Here is a 15,981-nt window from a genome sequence, read left to right as displayed (position 1 = left end):
CTGGATGAGCAACCTGGACGGCGTCTTTCGACGTGAATGGGGCCCGGCCGTCGCCGCGATTGCCCGGTGGTCGGGTGATCTCGACATCGCCGAGGACGCCGTTCAGGAGGCCGTCGCCGATGCACTGCGCGCCTGGCCGCGTGACGGTATCCCCGACAAACCCGGCGCCTGGCTGACGCGTGCCGCACGCAACCGGGCACTGGATCGGTTACGCCGCGAAACGGGGCGAGGCCCGCGGGAGCGTGCCGCGGTCTACGAGGACGGTCTGGCCCAGATGGAGGTGGCCGAGGTGCATCCGGTGCGTGATGATGAACTGCGCATGATGTTCACCTGTGCGCACCCGGCGCTCGAGCCGGCCTCGCAACTGGCGCTGACGCTGCGGCTGATCTGCGGGCTGACGGTACCCGAGATCGCCAGGGCGCTCATGCAATCCGAGGTCGCCGTCGGTCAGCGGATCACCCGCGCCAAGGCCAAGGTGCGCGGTGCGAACATCCCGTTACGGGTGCCGCCGGCCGACCGGCTGCCCGATCGCCTTCCCCATGTCCTGGCGTGCATCTACTCGGTGTTCACCGAGGGCTACTGGTCGACGGCCGGACCGTCGGCGGTCCGCGACGATCTGTGCGACGAGGGGGTCCGACTCGGCGGTGAACTCTGCCTGCAGATGCCCGATTCTCTTGACGCACAGTCACTTGCGGCCCTGGTACTGCTGCACGACTCACGCCGCGCCACCCGGGTGGACGGCTCCGGCGCGCTGGTTCCGCTGGACGAGCAGGACCGCTCGCTGTGGAACCGGGCGACTATCGAACGCGGACTGGCCCGGTTGCGGCGCGCGCACGGTGCGCCCGGGAGCTATCTGCCGCAGGCGGTCATCGCCGCGACGCACGCCACCGCGGTGCGGTGGGAGGACACCGACTGGACCTTGATCTGTGCCGCCTACGATCGGCTGATCGTGTTGACCGATTCGCCGGCCGCGCGGGCCAACCGGGCGGTGGCGATCGGGTTCCGGGACGGCCATCGGGCGGGTCTACGGGCGCTCGACGAGGTCGCCGACGATCCACGGTTGGCGCGTTCGTCGACGGTGGCGGCGATCCGGGCCGACCTGCTGCGCCGTTCGGACCGGCCCGCCGAGGCCGCCGAATGGTATCGAAAAGCGCTGGCATTCAGTGGTTCCGCACCGGCTGAGGCCTTTCTGCGGCGAAGGCTGGCCGAGTGTCTGGACCAGCCGATATAGTCGGCTCCCGTGGAGGCGGTCGACCCTCGGGCAGTATGCGCGGCCCACGTGGCGGATGACTTTCTGCAGTCGCACATCCGGTCGGCGGCGACCGAAACGCACTGCAGCTACTGTGCTGCGACCTCGGACACCCCGTTCGCGGTGACCCACGTGGAGTTCGTCGCCGCGTTAATGGTGGGTGTCGGCGTCTACTACCAACAGCAGACGGCATCCGGCGAGGCGGTCGCCGCCCGCGAGGTGGCGGTCGACATCCTGGCCATCGCCGGGGTGTCGGACCCGGCCCTGGTCGAGGATGTCGTGACATCGCTGAGCGTCACACCGGGCTGGATGCACCGAGATCACCGCAGCGGCAATAGAATCGAACAGTTGACCTACAGTTGGGAAGCCTTCAAGCACATCGTCAAACACGAAATGCGGTACTTCTTCTCCACCCAACCCACCGGTGACGAGATGACGGCGGGCCAGGTACTCAAGGCGGTGTCCGATCTCGGCGAGCGCCATCCGGCAGTGTGGCCCGCGCCTTGTCCGTCGCCGCTGTTCCGGGCGCGGATGGCCACCTCGCACGGTGAGGCGTCGAGTTGGCAACACGCCTCCGAGATCGGGCCACCGCCGCCGGAGTGGGCCGCCGCCAACCGGATGAGCCCCGCGGGGATCAGCATCTTCTACGGGGCGACGGACCGCGTCACCGCGATCGCCGAGGCCGGTGCGCACGCCGCGTTCCGGTATGTCACCACAGCCGAATTCACGCCCACCCGCGAAATCCGGTTGATCGATCTGACGAACCTGCCCGAACCGCCCAGCATCTTCGATGCCTCCGCACATCAGGAGTTCTTCGTGCTGCGGTTCCTGAAGATGTTCATCCACGACATCACCCTGCCCGTCGAACTCGACGGCCACGAGCACATCGACTACGTACCGACCCAGGTGTTCACCGAATACTTCCGGTACGCCTTCCCCGGCCGGGTCGACGGACTGATGTTCCCCAGCGCCCAGGGGCCGGGGAACAACGTCGCCGTCTTCGTCGGACCGGATCTGTGCGCGGACGCCGGTGCCGAGGACGAGCGCACCACTCTGGTGATGGACCAGGGCACCCTGCAGGTCAGCCGCGTGATGACGGTGGCCCGCTGATCGGTCAGTGGCCGTACTGACCGTGGATGGGCAGGCGGACGACGAGGTAGAGGTGCGTCTGCTCGGCGCCGTCGTTCGCGAAGCGATGCGGTGCCTCGGCGTCCAGTCGAATCGAGTCGCCGTCGGCGAGATGGTAAGTGTCATCGTTGATCTGGACGGTCACAGCCCCCGATTGCACAATGACGATCTCCTGTCCCTCATGTCGCACGAACTCGGCCCCGGTGTGTGCCCCGGGCTCGAGGTGTAGCGCGGCGACCTCGATCCCGTGTTCACGGCTGCGTTGCAGGATGCGACGGGTGACGCCCGGGCCGATGGACAACTCGGTCTGCTGATCCGCGCGCACCAGCGACGAATCGGGTGTGGATGCGGGATGGAACAGATCGCCCACCGCGACGCCGAGCGCCGACGCGACGGCCACCAGTGAGCCGACCGAGACGCCGGTTTTCCCGCGCTCCAGCATCGAGAGCATCGACACACTCAGACCGGTCGCTGCTGCGATATCGACGAGCGTGAGTCCCTTCTCGACGCGGGTGCGCCGGATCTCCGAACCCAGTCGTCGTGTCGCGATATCCGACACCGCCTGCGGATCGGCTGGCGTGCTGTCCCCCACGGTCATGGCCGTTTCATCCTTCAATCTGACTGTCACTGAACTAGAGCGTGTGCAGTCACCCTGCCACAGTCGCGGCCAATCGTCGCATCCAACCAGGCACTTTCCCTGACGGTTACAGTCGTAATGAAGTATTTACAGTGCGGGTACGACTAAAACCGCTGGTCGTGATTACAGTCAGACTCAACTTCTTCGGCTGGTCCGAGAAGGTCACAGAGGAAATGAACCGCGGACGCACATTGCGTGCCGCGTCGGCCGTCCACGTCTTGCGGACGGCCTCACCACAAGGAGTCTTGGTGTCAGAAGACAAGATCGTCATCGTCGGCGCAGGTATCGGAGGCCTGGTCCTCACGCTCGCCCTGCAACGCGCGGGGATCGAGGTACAGGTTTACGAAGCGGCTGAAACTCTGGACGAGGTCGGCGCCGGCGTCGCGCTGTGGTCGAACGCGACCCGACTGCTGCGCGGCCTGGGTCTGGAGGACGAACTGGCCGAGTTCGGTTCCGAGCCCACCCAGCTGATCATCCGTGACGGCGTCGACGGTGCCGACGTCATCCGCCTCGAGCTCACCGAGAACAGTTGGTACCGCGAGGAGTTCGGTGCCCCCTATTACGGCATCCATCGCAAGAGCTTCCAGAAGATCCTCGCCGACCGCGTCGAGCCCGGCACCATCAACCTCGGTCATCGCCTGGTCGGTCTCGAGCGCCACGGCGCAGTCACCCGGCTGCGGTGGGCCAACGGAACCACCACCGACGCCACCCTGGTGGTGGGCGCAGACGGAATCCGGTCGGTTGTGCGCTCGTGGATGTTCGACGGCCTGGACTACACCATGTTCTCCAAGACCAGCGGCTTCCGCGGGGTTGTCCCGATGGCCGATCTCACGCAGCTGCCCGACCCGACCGCGACCCAGTTCTGGGTCGGCGACGGAAAGCACTTCCTGCACTTCCCGATCGGGCCGGACTACACCCACATCACCTTCCTGGCAGTCGTCGAAGATCCGAAGATCTGGCCGAACCCGTACGGTTCGCGCGTCGATTGCACGCCGCAGGATGCGGTGGAGCCCTTCCTGGATTGGCACCCCGCCATCGCGGAGATGATCAACGCCGCTGCTCCCGAGGAGCGGTGGGGCCTGTTCGGTGTGGGCCCCATGCCGACCTGGACCAAGGACAATGTGGTGCTCCTCGGCGATGCCGCCCATGGGTTGCTCCCGCATCACGGGCAGGGCGCCAACCAGTGCGTCGAGGATGCCGTGATCCTGGCGGACCTGTTGGCCGAGCCCAGCGATGCGTCGTTGGAGGAACGACTTCAGCGGTACTGCGATCTGCGGATGGATCGCGCCCAGCGGGTCCAGAAGATCTCCTGGGTCAGCAACCGGTTGTTCCACCTGCCTGCCGGTCCGGAGATCCCGCTGCGCGATGCCACATTCCGCAATCTCTACGAGAACGTGCGCTGGATCCACGAGTACGACGCCAGCACCGCTGTCGCGCAACCCTCAGTCGTCTGACCCCCACTCCCTCAGCCCAGGAGCACCACATGATCAGCTACATTCCCACCGTCGAGGGGCTCGGGTCCTTCGGCGACTATTCGCCGGTATCGACGGCCGACGGTCTGGTGGCCGTCGCCGGACAGTTCGGCACCGACGACGCGGACCCGGCGGGTCAGGTGCGCGGTGCGTTCGCCAACGTCGGTAAGGCACTGGCGGCGGCCGGCCTCGGATTCGACGATGTGGTGAAGTTCAACACCTATGTCGTGGGCAGGGAGACGATCCCGGTGTTCATGGCCACCCGTAAAGAGGTGTTCGCCGAGATCTATCCCGCCGGTGTGTACCCGCCCAACACGCTACTGGTGGTCGCGGGGCTGGTGGAGGAACGCTTCGTCGTCGAGATCGAAGCGCTCGCGCAACCCAAGGCCCGTCCGTGACCACGGCCTTGGCGTTCAGCTACGGCCGAGATGACGTCATCTCGTATCCGTTGACGGTCAACGGAATCCGAACCCGGGTCATCGAGTCGCAGGGTGGGACCACACCGCTGCTGTGCCTGCACGGCGTGGGTTCGCGTGCCGACAGGTTTGTGCCGGTGATCCCGGGTCTGGTGGCCGCCGGATTCCACGTCTATGCCGTCGACTTTCCCGGCCATGGGTTCGCGGACAAGTCCGACACCATCGATTACCGGCCGCGCGGATTCGCCGACTTCATCGGCGGTGTACTGGATACGCTCGGGCTGTCCGAGGTGATGATCGCCGGCACGTCGTTAGGCGGCCAGGTTGCCGCCCGAATTGCCTGTGACAGGCTGGATCTGGTGTCCGCGGTCGTGCTCATCGGCACCATGGGTATCTCCGAACTGGCCGAAGCGGACATGGTGGCGCCGGAGAATGTCAGCAACGGCAGTGTCGAGGCCGTGCGCAACAAATTGGGTTTCCTGGTCTCGGACCCGGCGATGGTGACCGACGCCTGGGTACGGGAGGAGTCCATGATCAACTCGTCCGCCGGCGCCGCGACGGCACTGGCATCCGCTGCAGCGCTGCTGAATTCGGAAGCCAATGCCGACCGCCAAGACGATCGCCTTCGGACGTTGCGGCCCGATCTCCCGGTGTTGATCGTCTGGGGTGAGAACGACCGGTGGACCCCGCTGCCCATGGGTCGTGCCGCCCATGATCTGCTGCCGGGATCACGGTTCGAGGTGATGACGGGCTGCGGTCATGCCCCGTACTTCGAGGACCCGGCCACCTTCGTCCAGATCGTTTCCGACTTCGCCGTGAAGGAGGGCGTGCTGTGAGCGACCGGTGGTTGTTGATCGAGAACGGCACGGTGGTCGACGGGGATGCGAATCCTGCGGTGCCGGATTGTGCTGTGCTGGTGTGTAATGCGCGGATCGTGAAGATGGGCCGTGTTGATGTCGAGACCGATGTGCCCCGCGGTGCGCAGCTGACGCGGATCGATGCCCGGGGCAAGACGGTGATGCCCGGTCTGATCGACGTGCATTGCCATATGACCTACGGGTTGGCGCGCACCGAGGAAGAGATCTCGATCTACACCCCGCCGGAGCTGCGGACGTTGATCGCCGCGGCGAACGTGGAGAAGGTGCTCTCGGCCGGGGTGACGTCGTTCTCGCAACCGGGTGGTTCCTACTTCATCGGCGTCGGGCTGCGTGAGGGCATCAAGCGGGGGTTGGTGCACGGCCCGCGAATGACTTCGGCGGGACGGTATCTGACCACGAGTAACGGTTTGACCGACTGGTTCCCGGATGCCACCGGTAACCCGGAATCGTCGATCGGCAAGCTCACCAACACCGCCGATGAGATGAAGGCCGAGATCCGTCGCCAGGCCAAGGCAGGCGTCGATCTCATCAAGCTCGCCGATTCGCCCTACGGCGACTTCCAGGCGTTCACCGATGACGAGTTGAAGATGTGTGCCGATCTGGCCCATCAACTCGGATTGAAGATCACCATCCATGCCCGTGGTGATGGGGAGATGAACGCGGCGGTCAATGCCGGGTTCGATCACATCATGCACGGCAACTACATGTCCGATGCCACCATCGAGAACCTGGCCGAGAGTCAGATTCCGTTGGCGCCGACGCAGTTGTTCATGCATCACATCGTGGAGTTCGCGCAGATCTCCCGCAATCGCCCGTCGATCGTGGAGGCGACCAAGCGAATGAACGACGCGACGATGGAGACGCTGCACCGTGCGCATGCGGCGGGGGTGAAGTTCGCGATGGGCACCGACAGCGGCTTCGCCACCGTGCCCTACGGGGTGTGGCATGCCCGTGAGCTCGAGATGCTGATGCTCTACACCGGGATGTCGAGCCTGGAGGCTATCCGGGCCGGCACCAAGCATGGTGCCAATGCGGTGAATCTGCCCGATGATGTCGGTGTCCTTGCGGTGGGGAAGTTGGCCGACATTCTGGTGGTGGACGGGGACCCGGTCGCCGACATTCGGGTGCTGTACACCCCGGGCAAGATCGAGACCGTCATCCTCAATGGTGAGGTGCAGACGTTCCCGGACAATATTCGGGAGCGGTTCATGCGCAATGACTACCTGCCGCACGAGTACGGCTGGGAAGTGCTGTCCTATGAGCGGGTCTACGAGGGCGCTCCACAACCCAGGACGCAGCTGGACTGGACCAGCGACCAACGCCTCGACGTCGTCAACGACGTCCGTAAGCACGAAAAGGTCGGCGCTGCAGCCAAAGCCGACAATCTCGCATATCTCAACGGCGAAGGGACGGGGCACTGATGCGGTACGTGAGTTTTGCACACAACGGCAGGCCGGCGGTCGGTGAACTCGCCGACGACGGCATCGTCACCGAGTTGTACTGCGGAGCACCGTCGCTCGGAGTGCTGGCACTCATCGAGGACGGAGTCGGAAACGGTGTCACCGCGGCACCCCGCCGCGGTCGCACCTACCACGTCGACGAGGTGACCCTGGGCGCACCGTTTCCGCGATTGCGGCGAAACATCTTCTGCGTCGGCAAGAACTACCGGGAGCACGCCGCCGAATTCGCCGGTAGTGGCTACGATTCCAGTGCGGCACAGGTGATTCCCGAACGACCGATCATCTTCACCAAGGCGCCGTCGACAGTCTGTGGTCCCGACGCGCGAGTGACGGTGCCCGCGGGGCTTTCCGCCGAGGTGGACTACGAGGCGGAACTCGCCGTGGTGATCGGTGTCGGCGGGCGCGGCATCATCGCCTCCGACGCGATGGACCACGTGTGGGGGTACACGTTGTTCAACGATCTGACCGCACGTGATCTGCAACGGGACCACAAGCAGTGGTTTCTGGGAAAGACGCCCGACGGCTTCGGCCCGATGGGGCCCTGGGCCGTCACCAAGGATGAGATCGACCTGGCCAACACCATGATCACCTGCACGGTCAACGGTGAATTGCGACAGAAGGCCACCACGGCCGACCTGATCTTCGATGTGCCGACGCTCATCGAGGTCATCTCATCGGTGATGACCCTGCAGCCCGGTGACGTGATTGCCACCGGTACACCCGCAGGCGTCGGAATCGGTTTCGATCCACCACGATTCCTCGCCGACGGTGATCTCGTCGAGGTTGCTGCCACCGGCCTCGGGGTCTTGCGTACCCGGATGATCCTCGAATAGCTCCGAGCGGTCAACAGTCAACACCGCCGTAACTTCAGTGCAACTTAGTCAGAACTAAATGCAGCTTAAATACGGACAAGCAGTCATTCCCGCCCAGCCAACTCGACGCGGGCCTGACTCAATCGAAGGGATATCCACAGTGAAGAGAAGTCTGATCGCCTTCGGGGCGGCGCTGTCGTTGGGGGTGGCGCTGACAGCCTGCGCAGACGGCAGTACCGGTGCGGACGGCAGTGGGTCGATCGTGTTCGGGCAACTGGTCGGTGTCACAGGCGATTACGCGCCGTTCACGCCGCCGGCCATCGCCGCGGCCGAGATCGCCATCGACGAGATCAACGCCGACGGAGGCGTTCTGGGCCGGCAGGTGCGCCTGGTCACCGAAGACAATCGGTCCACCGTCGACGGCGCCGTCGCCGGTTTCTCGAAGCTGACCACCGCCAGTGGTATCGCGGCCCTCGGGAGTCTGGAATCCGACGGACAGATCGCGCTGTTCGACAGCATCGCCCAGCGGCAGGTGCCCAACATCTGCCCCTCGTGCGGCACCACCTTCCTCGACGAACGTGGCGGGGACTATTCCTTCCGCATCACCGCCTCCGACAGCGATGCGGGGCTGATCGTGGCACAGGTCGCCCGCGATACCGGGGTGCAGCGCCTGGCCATGATCGTGCAGAACACCGAGGGCGCTTCCGGGCCCGCCGAGGTCGCCGCCGAGGCTTTCCGTCGCGCGGGTGGCGAGGTCAACATGGTGACCATCGAACCGGGCGCGTCGTCGTACAACAGCGAGGTGGCCCGGGCGCTCACCGGTAATCCGGACGCGTTGTATCTGGCGGCGGGTATCGAGGCGGGTATTCCGATCCTCCGCGAGATCGATCGCCGCGGCTATGACGTGCCGATCTTCGTGTCACCCGACCTCATCACCAACGAGATCGCCGCGTTGCCCAACGCCGACAACCTGCAGGCTGCGCTGACGGCATTCGACACCGACAGTCCCGCGTATCTGTCCTTCGCCGAGCGATTCGAGCAGAAGGTCGGGCATGCACCCGAACCCGGCATGTACGACGCCAACAGTTATGACCAGTACATCCTCTTCGCGCTGGCGATGGAGGCCGCCGGTACCACCGACGGACCGGCGGTGGCCGCCGAGATCATCGATGTGGCAAGCGCTCCGGGCACGGTGGTCTACTCGTACAAGGAGGGCAAGGAGGCACTCGAGCGCGGCGAGGACATCAACTACGAAGGCGCCTCCAGCTCGCTGGACCTCAACGAGAACGGCAACCTGCTGTCCCCGCTGTTGTCGATCATGACGGTGCAGGACGGCGCCTGGGTCCCCGGCGAGGCGATCGCGGTCGATGCCTCACTGCGTCCCGCCGAAGCGGGCGGGAGCTGAGCGGCGTGCAGAATCTGCTGTTCGGGATCCTCACGGGTGCGGTCCTGGCGGTCGCGACCTCGGGATTCGCCCTGTTGCGCAACACCGAGAGATTCCTGCATATCGCACATGGACAGTTCATGGCATTCGGTGGGCTGCTCGCGGTTCTGCTGACCGAGTATGTCGGTCCACTGGTCGCCCTGCCCGCGGCGGTGCTGATCACGGCCGGCCTCGGGGTGGCGTGCGGCCGGTTCCTGTTCGATCCGGTGAAACCCCAAGGGGCGAACGTCATGCTGTTCACCTCGGTGGGGCTGGCGTTCGTGGTCTTCTCGATCATGCTGGTCGCCTTCGGGGCCAAGATCAAGGTGTTCCCGATCGAGCTCGGAATCGCCCGCAGTGTGGGACCGTTCGCGATCGCACCGGGCGAGGTCGTCCTGCTGCTGGTGGTCTTCGCGGTCATCGGCGGACTGTGGGTGCTGCTCAGCCGGACAGCCACCGGCCGCAGCATCCGCGCGGTGTCGTCCAACCGGGAGCTCGCCCAGATCCGCGGTGTGCCGACCGCCAGGATCAGCTCGATCGTATGGGCGCTCAGCTCGGGCCTCGCCGCGGTGGCGGGCATCATGATGGGAATCCTGGGTTCGACATCGGCCGAGGCCGGTTGGACCTACATCCTGCTCGTGCTGGCTGCTGCCGTGCTCGGAGGTGTCAGCAATATCCTCGGTGTCGTCGCCGCCGCGATGCTGCTCGGCATCGTGATGGATCTCAGTGCGCTGGTGGTGGATACCGCCTTCCGGCCGGTGATCGCCTTCTCCTTGCTCATCGCCGTGCTGCTCGTCAGGCCGCAGGGCATCTTCTCCTTCGCCGCACGAAAGGAGGCCGTCGCGTGATCTCGATGTCCTTTCTGGCCACGGTCGCCACTCTCGCGCTGGTGTACGCCATGGCCGCCCAGCTGCTCAACCTCGAATCGGGTTGGGGCGGAATGTGGGATCTCGGCGTCGCCGGTCTGATCGCCATCGGTGCCTACAGCTACGTCCTGCTGACATCGGCCACCGACGCCATGATCCCGGGCCTGGGCCTACCGGTGCTCGCCGGCATGATCGGAGCCGGAGTGGTCACCGCCGCGGTGGCGCTGCTGATCGGCTGGCCCGGCCTGCGATTACGTGGCGAGTACTTCCTGATCTCCACCTTCGCCTTCGCCGAGATCATCAGACAACTGCTGATCATCGGAAAGGAGTTCACCGGAGGCACTTCCGGTATCGCGTTCGTGGCGCGTCCCCTGGAGTCGGCCTTCCGGTTCGATGCCTATCCGTATGTGCTGCTGGCGATCACCGCGGTGCTGACCGTCGTGGTCTACCTGATCTGTTCCAGGATTGCAGGCTCGGTCTACGGCATGGTGTTGCGGGCGGCCCGGGACAACGAACCGCTGGCGATGGCCACCGGAACGTCGATCAAGCAGATCCGGCTGACGACGTATGGTTTCGTGGGTCTGCTCATCGGTGTGTTCGTGGCACCGTCGCTGGTCTGGTTCCTCGGTGCCGTGGTGCCGTCCGCCTTCGGTGCCACGCTGACGTTCACGATCTGGGCGGCACTGGTCATCGGCGGCCTCGGCAGCCGGATAGGCCCGATCGTCGGGGCGTTGGCACTGACGGCGGCCAGTGAAGCGGTACGGATGATCGAGGTGGCTCCCGCGCAGGCACATCTGCTGTCCGCGGTGCAGCCCGCACTCGTCGGCATCCTGCTGATCGCGGTCCTGCGATTCCGGCCATCCGGATTGTGTTCGGAACAAGCCTCATTCGTGCAGATGCGCCGGGGACTGGGCGGGGCGGCCCGACCACAGATCACCCGCCGCCTCGTGAAGGAAGGGGTCGCCTGATGGTCGACCAACTCGTGCTCACCGGTGTCGACAAGTCCTTCGGTGGCGTCCACGCCGTCCGCGACGTCAACCTGGCAATCGACGCCACCAAGGTGACCGCCCTGATCGGGCCGAACGGTGCGGGCAAGACCACGCTGTTCAACGTGATCTCCGGATTCGGCACACCGTATGCCGGGACCATTCGATTCGGGGACACGGACCTGACCGGCTGGGCACCGCACCGGGTGGCCCGCGCGGGTGTGGTGCGGACCTTCCAGACCCCGATCGGATTCCCGACCATGACCGTCGCCGAGAACATTGCGGTGGCCATCGCGGTGGGCTCCGTCGGTCAGGGTCTGACCCAGCCCTGGAGCCCGTTCCTGCGCTGGCGTCGGGACCGAGCGGAACGCAGGAACGCGATGACGCAGGCACGGGAGCGGTTGGCGGCGGCCGGAATCGAGCAGCTGGCCGATGTGCCGGCGGCCGAGCTGTCACCCGGTAACGCCAAACTGGTCGAGATCACCCGTCAGCTCGCACTGAAACCGCGGATGCTGCTGCTCGACGAACCGGCCGCTGCTATGGCCGTCGATCAGATCAAGACGTTGTCACGGTTGATCAGGGGCATCGCCGACGACGGGATCGGGGTGCTGGTGATCGACCACAACCTGGGATTTGTCCTGGAACTGGCCGACACCGTGCACGTACTCGAGTTCGGTGCCGTGGTCGCCTCGGGAACGCCGGAGGAGATCGGCAAGAACGCACGCGTACGCGAGATCTATCTCGGAGGAACGGAGAATGCCGATGCTGCTTGACGTACGGGAACTGGTCACCGGATACGGCAGCCTGGAGGTGGTGCGCGGTGCGTCGGTGCGGGTGCGCGCCGGAGAGATCGTGGCCGTCGTCGGGCCCAACGGGGCGGGTAAGTCGACCCTGCTGAAGGCCATCGCCCGGTCGCTGCCGGTGCTCGGCGGGGCCCTGGAGTTCGGCGGCGTAGACATCTCCACCATGCCGCAGACCAAGATCGCCGAACGCGGTATCGGTTACGTACCGCAGAGCGGCAACGTCTTTCCGGAGCTCTCGGTGGCGGAGAATCTGCAGGTGTCGTTCCGTGGGTCCGCGACAGCACTGAAGACCGAGTCCGAGAAGATCTTCGAACGGTTCCCGCGGCTGCGCGAACGCAAGACACAGGCTGCCAGCACCCTGTCCGGCGGTGAACGGCAAATGCTCGCGATCGCGTGCGCACTGCTGGGGCAACCGTCACTGCTGCTGCTCGACGAGCCGACCACGGGACTGGCGCCGATCGTGGTGTCCGAACGTATCGATGACATCCTGCGGCTGCGTGACGATGGCGCCGGGGTGTTGTGGGTGATCGAGGAACACCCGCGGATCTGCCTGCCCGCGGTCGACCGGGTGCACTTCATGGCCGACGGCAACCTGGCGCCGGCCATCCCCGCTGCCGACCTGCTGGTCGAGGGCGCCTTGGAAGAGCTGTTCTTCGGAGCGGCGACGATGGGCGAAGGAGCTCAGCTGTGAACGGTCTCAACGGTTTCTGGCACCCGCTGACCACCTCGGATCGGGTGGCCGACCAGCCCCGCCGGTTCACCCTGCTCGACGACTACGTGGTCGCCTACCGGGACGACGAGGGTAATGTCGCGGCGTTCCGGGACATCTGTATCCACCGTGGCGCGGCGCTGTCGCTGGGCTGGGTGCGCGAGGGCAAGCTGGTCTGCCCCTACCACGGTTGGCAGTACGACCAATCCGGTGCGTGCGTGCGGATTCCCTCGCGGCCTGCCGAGGCGCCGATCCCGAGCTCCGCCCGTGCGTATCGGTACGAGGTTCGGGAACGGTACGGCCTGGTATGGGTTGCGGTCAGCGATCCCACGCTCGGGGTGCCCGATTTTCCCGACGATGTCGAGCAGCCCGGCTGGAAATCGTTCATCAGCTACAACGAGGTATGGAAGACCTCGGCGGCGCGGGCGGTCGAGAACTTCATGGACTTCTCGCATTTCCCCTATGTGCACGAGGGGTTGCTCGGCACCGAGGACAACGCCGAGATCGCCCCGTACACCGTCGAGAAGCGTCCCGATGGGTTGCACTACTGGCTGGAACAGGAGGAACCCAGCGACCTCTACGGCGCCGGCGGTAGCCAACTGGTCCGCTACGAGTACACGCTGATGGTGCCCTTCACCATCCACCTCAAGAAGATCGAGGTCGGCACCGGTCGGGAAACCTACATCACCCAGTTCACCTCACCGCAGACCGCGACCAGCACCGAGCTGTTCGTGTTCATCGTGCGCAACCACAGCCACGACGAGCCCGACAGCAAGTTCGGCGATTTCACAAACAAGATCATGGAACAGGACCGGGTCATCGTGGAAAGCCAACGACCCGAACATCTTCCCGAGTCGCTACGCGAGGAGTTGCACATCAAGGTCCCGGATGCCGCGAGCCTGCTCTACCGGCAACGACTGGCCTCGCTGGCCGCGGTCGAGGTCGCCGGACCGTACGGTGCCTGACACCCACCGGGTGCGCATCATCGAGCGGATCCTGGTCGGTGCCGATGTGGCGATCCTGCGGCTCACCGGTGATGCGTTGCCCGGGTGGACTCCGGGCGCGCACATCGACGTGGTGCTGCCCTCCGGTCTGGTCCGGCAGTACTCCCTGTGCGGTCGACCCGACGCGACCGGCGAGTACACCATCGCGGTGCTGAACCAGCCCGACGGCCGCGGCGGCTCGCAGGAGGTGCATCAGAAGCTGGACGTCGGAACGGAACTGACGATATCGGCACCCCGCAACCGGTTCGAACTGATCGCCGCGCCGCGATATGTGTTCGTCGCAGGCGGCATCGGGATCACCCCGATCCTGCCGATGATCGAGCAGGTGGCCGCGGGCGGACTGCCGTGGCGGCTGATCTACGGTGGGCGGTCACGCTTGTCGATGGCGTTCCTGGACCGGCTCGAGCAATGGGCCGAGCACGTCGAGCTGGTCCCGGAGGACGAGCGGGGGCGCATCGACATTGCCACCGCGTTGGCCGGCGAGCGAGGCGCCGCGGTCTACGTCTGCGGACCCACCGGCCTGATCGACGCGGCGGTACACGGATGTGATTCCGGCCGAGTGTATTTCGAACGGTTCACCGGTGTGGAGGCAACCGCTGCCGGTGACCGGCCCTTCGAGGTCCAGCTCGGGCCAGGCGGGCCGGTCGTGGCGGTGCCCGCCGACCAGACGATCCTTGCGGCCGTGCTGTCGGCGGGAGCCGATGTGCTGTACTCCTGTGAAGAGGGCAGCTGCGGCAGCTGCGAGACGACCGTGCTCGACGGTGAAGTGCTCCATCGTGATTCGGCGCTCACCGATGCCGAGCGGGCCGCGGGTTCGATGCTGATCTGCGTGTCACGGGCGAACTGTCCCCGGCTGGTCCTCGATATCGAGGCGCCTCACGTGATGCTGTAACGGCTCACCTTGTCCGGTGCGATGATCACCCGGAGCAGCTCGCCGGCTGCCATCGCCTCCAGGCTGTCGGCCAGCTTCGGGTCGGTCAGGTCGTAATACCGGGCACCGAGTCGGCGCGCCAGATCCGCCGCACCGTCCGGGGTGATGGTGACGGCCCCGGCCACCGAAACCCAGTGCTCGGGTTCGCCGACCGGCGCGGTGACCACCAGCGAGGCCCGCGGATCGCGCCGCAGCCGACGGACCTTGACCGCGTCCGCCTCGGTGAAGATCTCGACGGTACCGTCATCGCTCGCCTCGAACCACACCGGCCGTGGCTGGGCCGGGTCGGGTCCGACTGCGGCGGTGAAGAATCCGTAGAGCGGCCGATGTAACAGCTCCAGATCCGTTGCAGTCAGTGCACTCATCGGTCCCACGCACCCGCCGCGGCGGCCCGCGCCACGTAATCCTCGAACCGCCGGGGTTCGCGCCCGAGCACGGTGGCGACCGTGTCGGTGGTCTCGGCGATCCCGCCATCGGCCATCAAGGTGAACATCGCCGCGACATGCTCGGCATCGGCTTCGGCCGCGCCGGCGTCCACCAGCGCTTCGCGGTACTCGTCCGCGGTGGTCTGCTTGTAGGTGATCGTCCGGTCGGTGGCACGCGAAATCAGTTCGGCCGCTTCGCCGAACGTAATCGATCGCGGCCCGCTCAGTTCGTACACCCGGCCGCCGTGTCCCGGCTCGGTCAGCACCCGTGCCGCAACATCGGCGACATCGTCGAGGTCGATGAAGGGTTCGGGCACCTCACCGGCCGGTAGCGCCAACTCGCCTGCCACCAGCGGAGCGTGGAAGATGTCCTCGTCGAAGTTCTGGGCGAAGTTGTTGGGCCGCAGTATGGTCCACTCCAGATCGGATCCGCGTACGGCATCCTCGGCCGAGCGCATATCCAGCCCGAACGTCGAATCGCCGTAACCGTCGGCGCCGCGCCCGGACAGTGCCACCACTCGTTTCACACCGGACTGCTGCGCGCGGGTGATGAAATCGTGGGCCGGACCCGGCCATGGTGGCGCGACGAGATACACCGTCCCGACGCCGTCGAGCGCGGCACCCCACGTCTGCGGTTGCGCCCAGTCGAAGGTGGTGCCGGCCGACCGGGATGCCCCCCGCACGGGCACACCGCGTAAGCGCAGTCGGGGCAGGATGCGCCGACCGGTCTTACCGGTGGCGCCCAGGACCAAAGTGATGTCATTGCTCATGACACCTATTCG

17 protein-coding genes are annotated in these 15,981 nt (G+C 65.8%); 14 read left to right on the top strand and 3 right to left on the bottom strand.

Annotated elements, in window-relative coordinates:
- Positions 1 to 4 precede the first annotated feature (4 nt).
- Positions 5 to 1,231 carry an RNA polymerase sigma factor gene (locus ACLBYA_RS23030; protein ID WP_447711774.1) on the top strand — a complete coding sequence of 409 codons (1,227 nt, stop codon included), beginning with the start codon at positions 5 to 7 and terminating at the stop codon, positions 1,229 to 1,231.
- A 48-nt stretch (positions 1,232 to 1,279) separates the two neighbouring features.
- Complete coding sequence (locus ACLBYA_RS23025; protein WP_447711773.1) at positions 1,280 to 2,359, top strand: RES domain-containing protein; 1,080 nt, start codon at positions 1,280 to 1,282, stop codon at positions 2,357 to 2,359.
- A gap of 4 nt (positions 2,360 to 2,363) precedes the next feature.
- Here the strand turns inward: ACLBYA_RS23025 and ACLBYA_RS23020 are convergent, their stop codons facing one another.
- Positions 2,364 to 2,975 carry a cupin domain-containing protein gene (locus tag ACLBYA_RS23020; RefSeq protein WP_447711772.1) on the bottom strand — a complete coding sequence of 204 codons (612 nt, stop codon included), beginning with the start codon at positions 2,973 to 2,975 and terminating at the stop codon, positions 2,364 to 2,366.
- A 287-nt stretch (positions 2,976 to 3,262) separates the two neighbouring features.
- On the opposite strand from ACLBYA_RS23020, the gene ACLBYA_RS23015 reads away from it, so the two are divergent.
- The 12 genes from ACLBYA_RS23015 (at position 3,263) to ACLBYA_RS22960 (ending at position 14,735) form a co-directional block, all read left to right on the top strand.
- Positions 3,263 to 4,468, top strand: coding sequence for an FAD-dependent oxidoreductase (locus ACLBYA_RS23015; protein ID WP_447711771.1), 1,206 nt, complete (start codon positions 3,263 to 3,265; stop codon positions 4,466 to 4,468).
- Between the two features lie 29 nt (positions 4,469 to 4,497).
- Entirely contained in the window at positions 4,498 to 4,884 is a 387-nt protein-coding gene (locus ACLBYA_RS23010; RefSeq protein ID WP_447711770.1) for a RidA family protein, read from the top strand.
- Positions 4,881 to 5,738: an alpha/beta fold hydrolase gene (locus tag ACLBYA_RS23005; RefSeq protein ID WP_447711769.1), complete on the top strand. Its 858-nt coding sequence runs from the start codon at positions 4,881 to 4,883 to the stop codon at positions 5,736 to 5,738. Before ACLBYA_RS23010 ends, ACLBYA_RS23005 begins: the two co-directional genes overlap by 4 nt.
- Positions 5,735 to 7,201, top strand: a complete 1,467-nt coding sequence (locus tag ACLBYA_RS23000) for an amidohydrolase family protein (RefSeq protein WP_447711768.1) — start codon at positions 5,735 to 5,737, stop codon at positions 7,199 to 7,201. The genes ACLBYA_RS23005 and ACLBYA_RS23000 overlap by 4 nt, the downstream gene beginning before the upstream one ends.
- Positions 7,201 to 8,073: a fumarylacetoacetate hydrolase family protein gene (locus ACLBYA_RS22995; protein ID WP_447711767.1), complete on the top strand. Its 873-nt coding sequence runs from the start codon at positions 7,201 to 7,203 to the stop codon at positions 8,071 to 8,073. The genes ACLBYA_RS23000 and ACLBYA_RS22995 overlap by 1 nt, the downstream gene beginning before the upstream one ends.
- A gap of 139 nt (positions 8,074 to 8,212) precedes the next feature.
- Positions 8,213 to 9,457: an ABC transporter substrate-binding protein gene (locus tag ACLBYA_RS22990; protein WP_447711766.1), complete on the top strand. Its 1,245-nt coding sequence runs from the start codon at positions 8,213 to 8,215 to the stop codon at positions 9,455 to 9,457.
- Between the two features lie 5 nt (positions 9,458 to 9,462).
- Positions 9,463 to 10,323 carry a branched-chain amino acid ABC transporter permease gene (locus ACLBYA_RS22985; protein ID WP_447711765.1) on the top strand — a complete coding sequence of 287 codons (861 nt, stop codon included), beginning with the start codon at positions 9,463 to 9,465 and terminating at the stop codon, positions 10,321 to 10,323.
- Positions 10,324 to 10,328: 5 nt separating this feature from the next.
- Positions 10,329 to 11,309 (top strand): branched-chain amino acid ABC transporter permease, encoded by a 981-nt coding sequence (locus ACLBYA_RS22980; RefSeq protein WP_447711886.1) that lies wholly within the window; start codon positions 10,329 to 10,331, stop codon positions 11,307 to 11,309.
- Positions 11,309 to 12,100, top strand: coding sequence for an ABC transporter ATP-binding protein (locus ACLBYA_RS22975; protein ID WP_447711764.1), 792 nt, complete (start codon positions 11,309 to 11,311; stop codon positions 12,098 to 12,100). The genes ACLBYA_RS22980 and ACLBYA_RS22975 overlap by 1 nt, the downstream gene beginning before the upstream one ends.
- Complete coding sequence (locus ACLBYA_RS22970) at positions 12,090 to 12,821, top strand: ABC transporter ATP-binding protein (protein WP_447711763.1); 732 nt, start codon at positions 12,090 to 12,092, stop codon at positions 12,819 to 12,821. The genes ACLBYA_RS22975 and ACLBYA_RS22970 overlap by 11 nt, the downstream gene beginning before the upstream one ends.
- Positions 12,818 to 13,804 carry an aromatic ring-hydroxylating dioxygenase subunit alpha gene (locus tag ACLBYA_RS22965; RefSeq protein ID WP_447711762.1) on the top strand — a complete coding sequence of 329 codons (987 nt, stop codon included), beginning with the start codon at positions 12,818 to 12,820 and terminating at the stop codon, positions 13,802 to 13,804. The genes ACLBYA_RS22970 and ACLBYA_RS22965 overlap by 4 nt, the downstream gene beginning before the upstream one ends.
- Complete coding sequence (locus tag ACLBYA_RS22960) at positions 13,797 to 14,735, top strand: PDR/VanB family oxidoreductase (protein ID WP_447711761.1); 939 nt, start codon at positions 13,797 to 13,799, stop codon at positions 14,733 to 14,735. Before ACLBYA_RS22965 ends, ACLBYA_RS22960 begins: the two co-directional genes overlap by 8 nt.
- Here the strand turns inward: ACLBYA_RS22960 and ACLBYA_RS22955 are convergent.
- Both ACLBYA_RS22955 and ACLBYA_RS22950 read right to left on the bottom strand, forming a co-directional pair.
- On the bottom strand, positions 14,720 to 15,139 hold the full coding sequence (locus ACLBYA_RS22955; protein WP_447711760.1) for a pyridoxamine 5'-phosphate oxidase family protein: 420 nt from the start codon (positions 15,137 to 15,139) through the stop codon (positions 14,720 to 14,722). The genes ACLBYA_RS22960 and ACLBYA_RS22955 overlap by 16 nt on opposite strands.
- Complete coding sequence (locus ACLBYA_RS22950; RefSeq protein ID WP_447711759.1) at positions 15,136 to 15,969, bottom strand: NAD(P)H-binding protein; 834 nt, start codon at positions 15,967 to 15,969, stop codon at positions 15,136 to 15,138. The genes ACLBYA_RS22955 and ACLBYA_RS22950 overlap by 4 nt, the downstream gene beginning before the upstream one ends.
- Between the last annotated feature and the right edge of the window lie 12 nt (positions 15,970 to 15,981).

This window comes from Mycobacterium sp. C31M (assembly GCF_053345865.1).
This window is presented reverse-complemented; position numbering and strand designations above follow the sequence as displayed.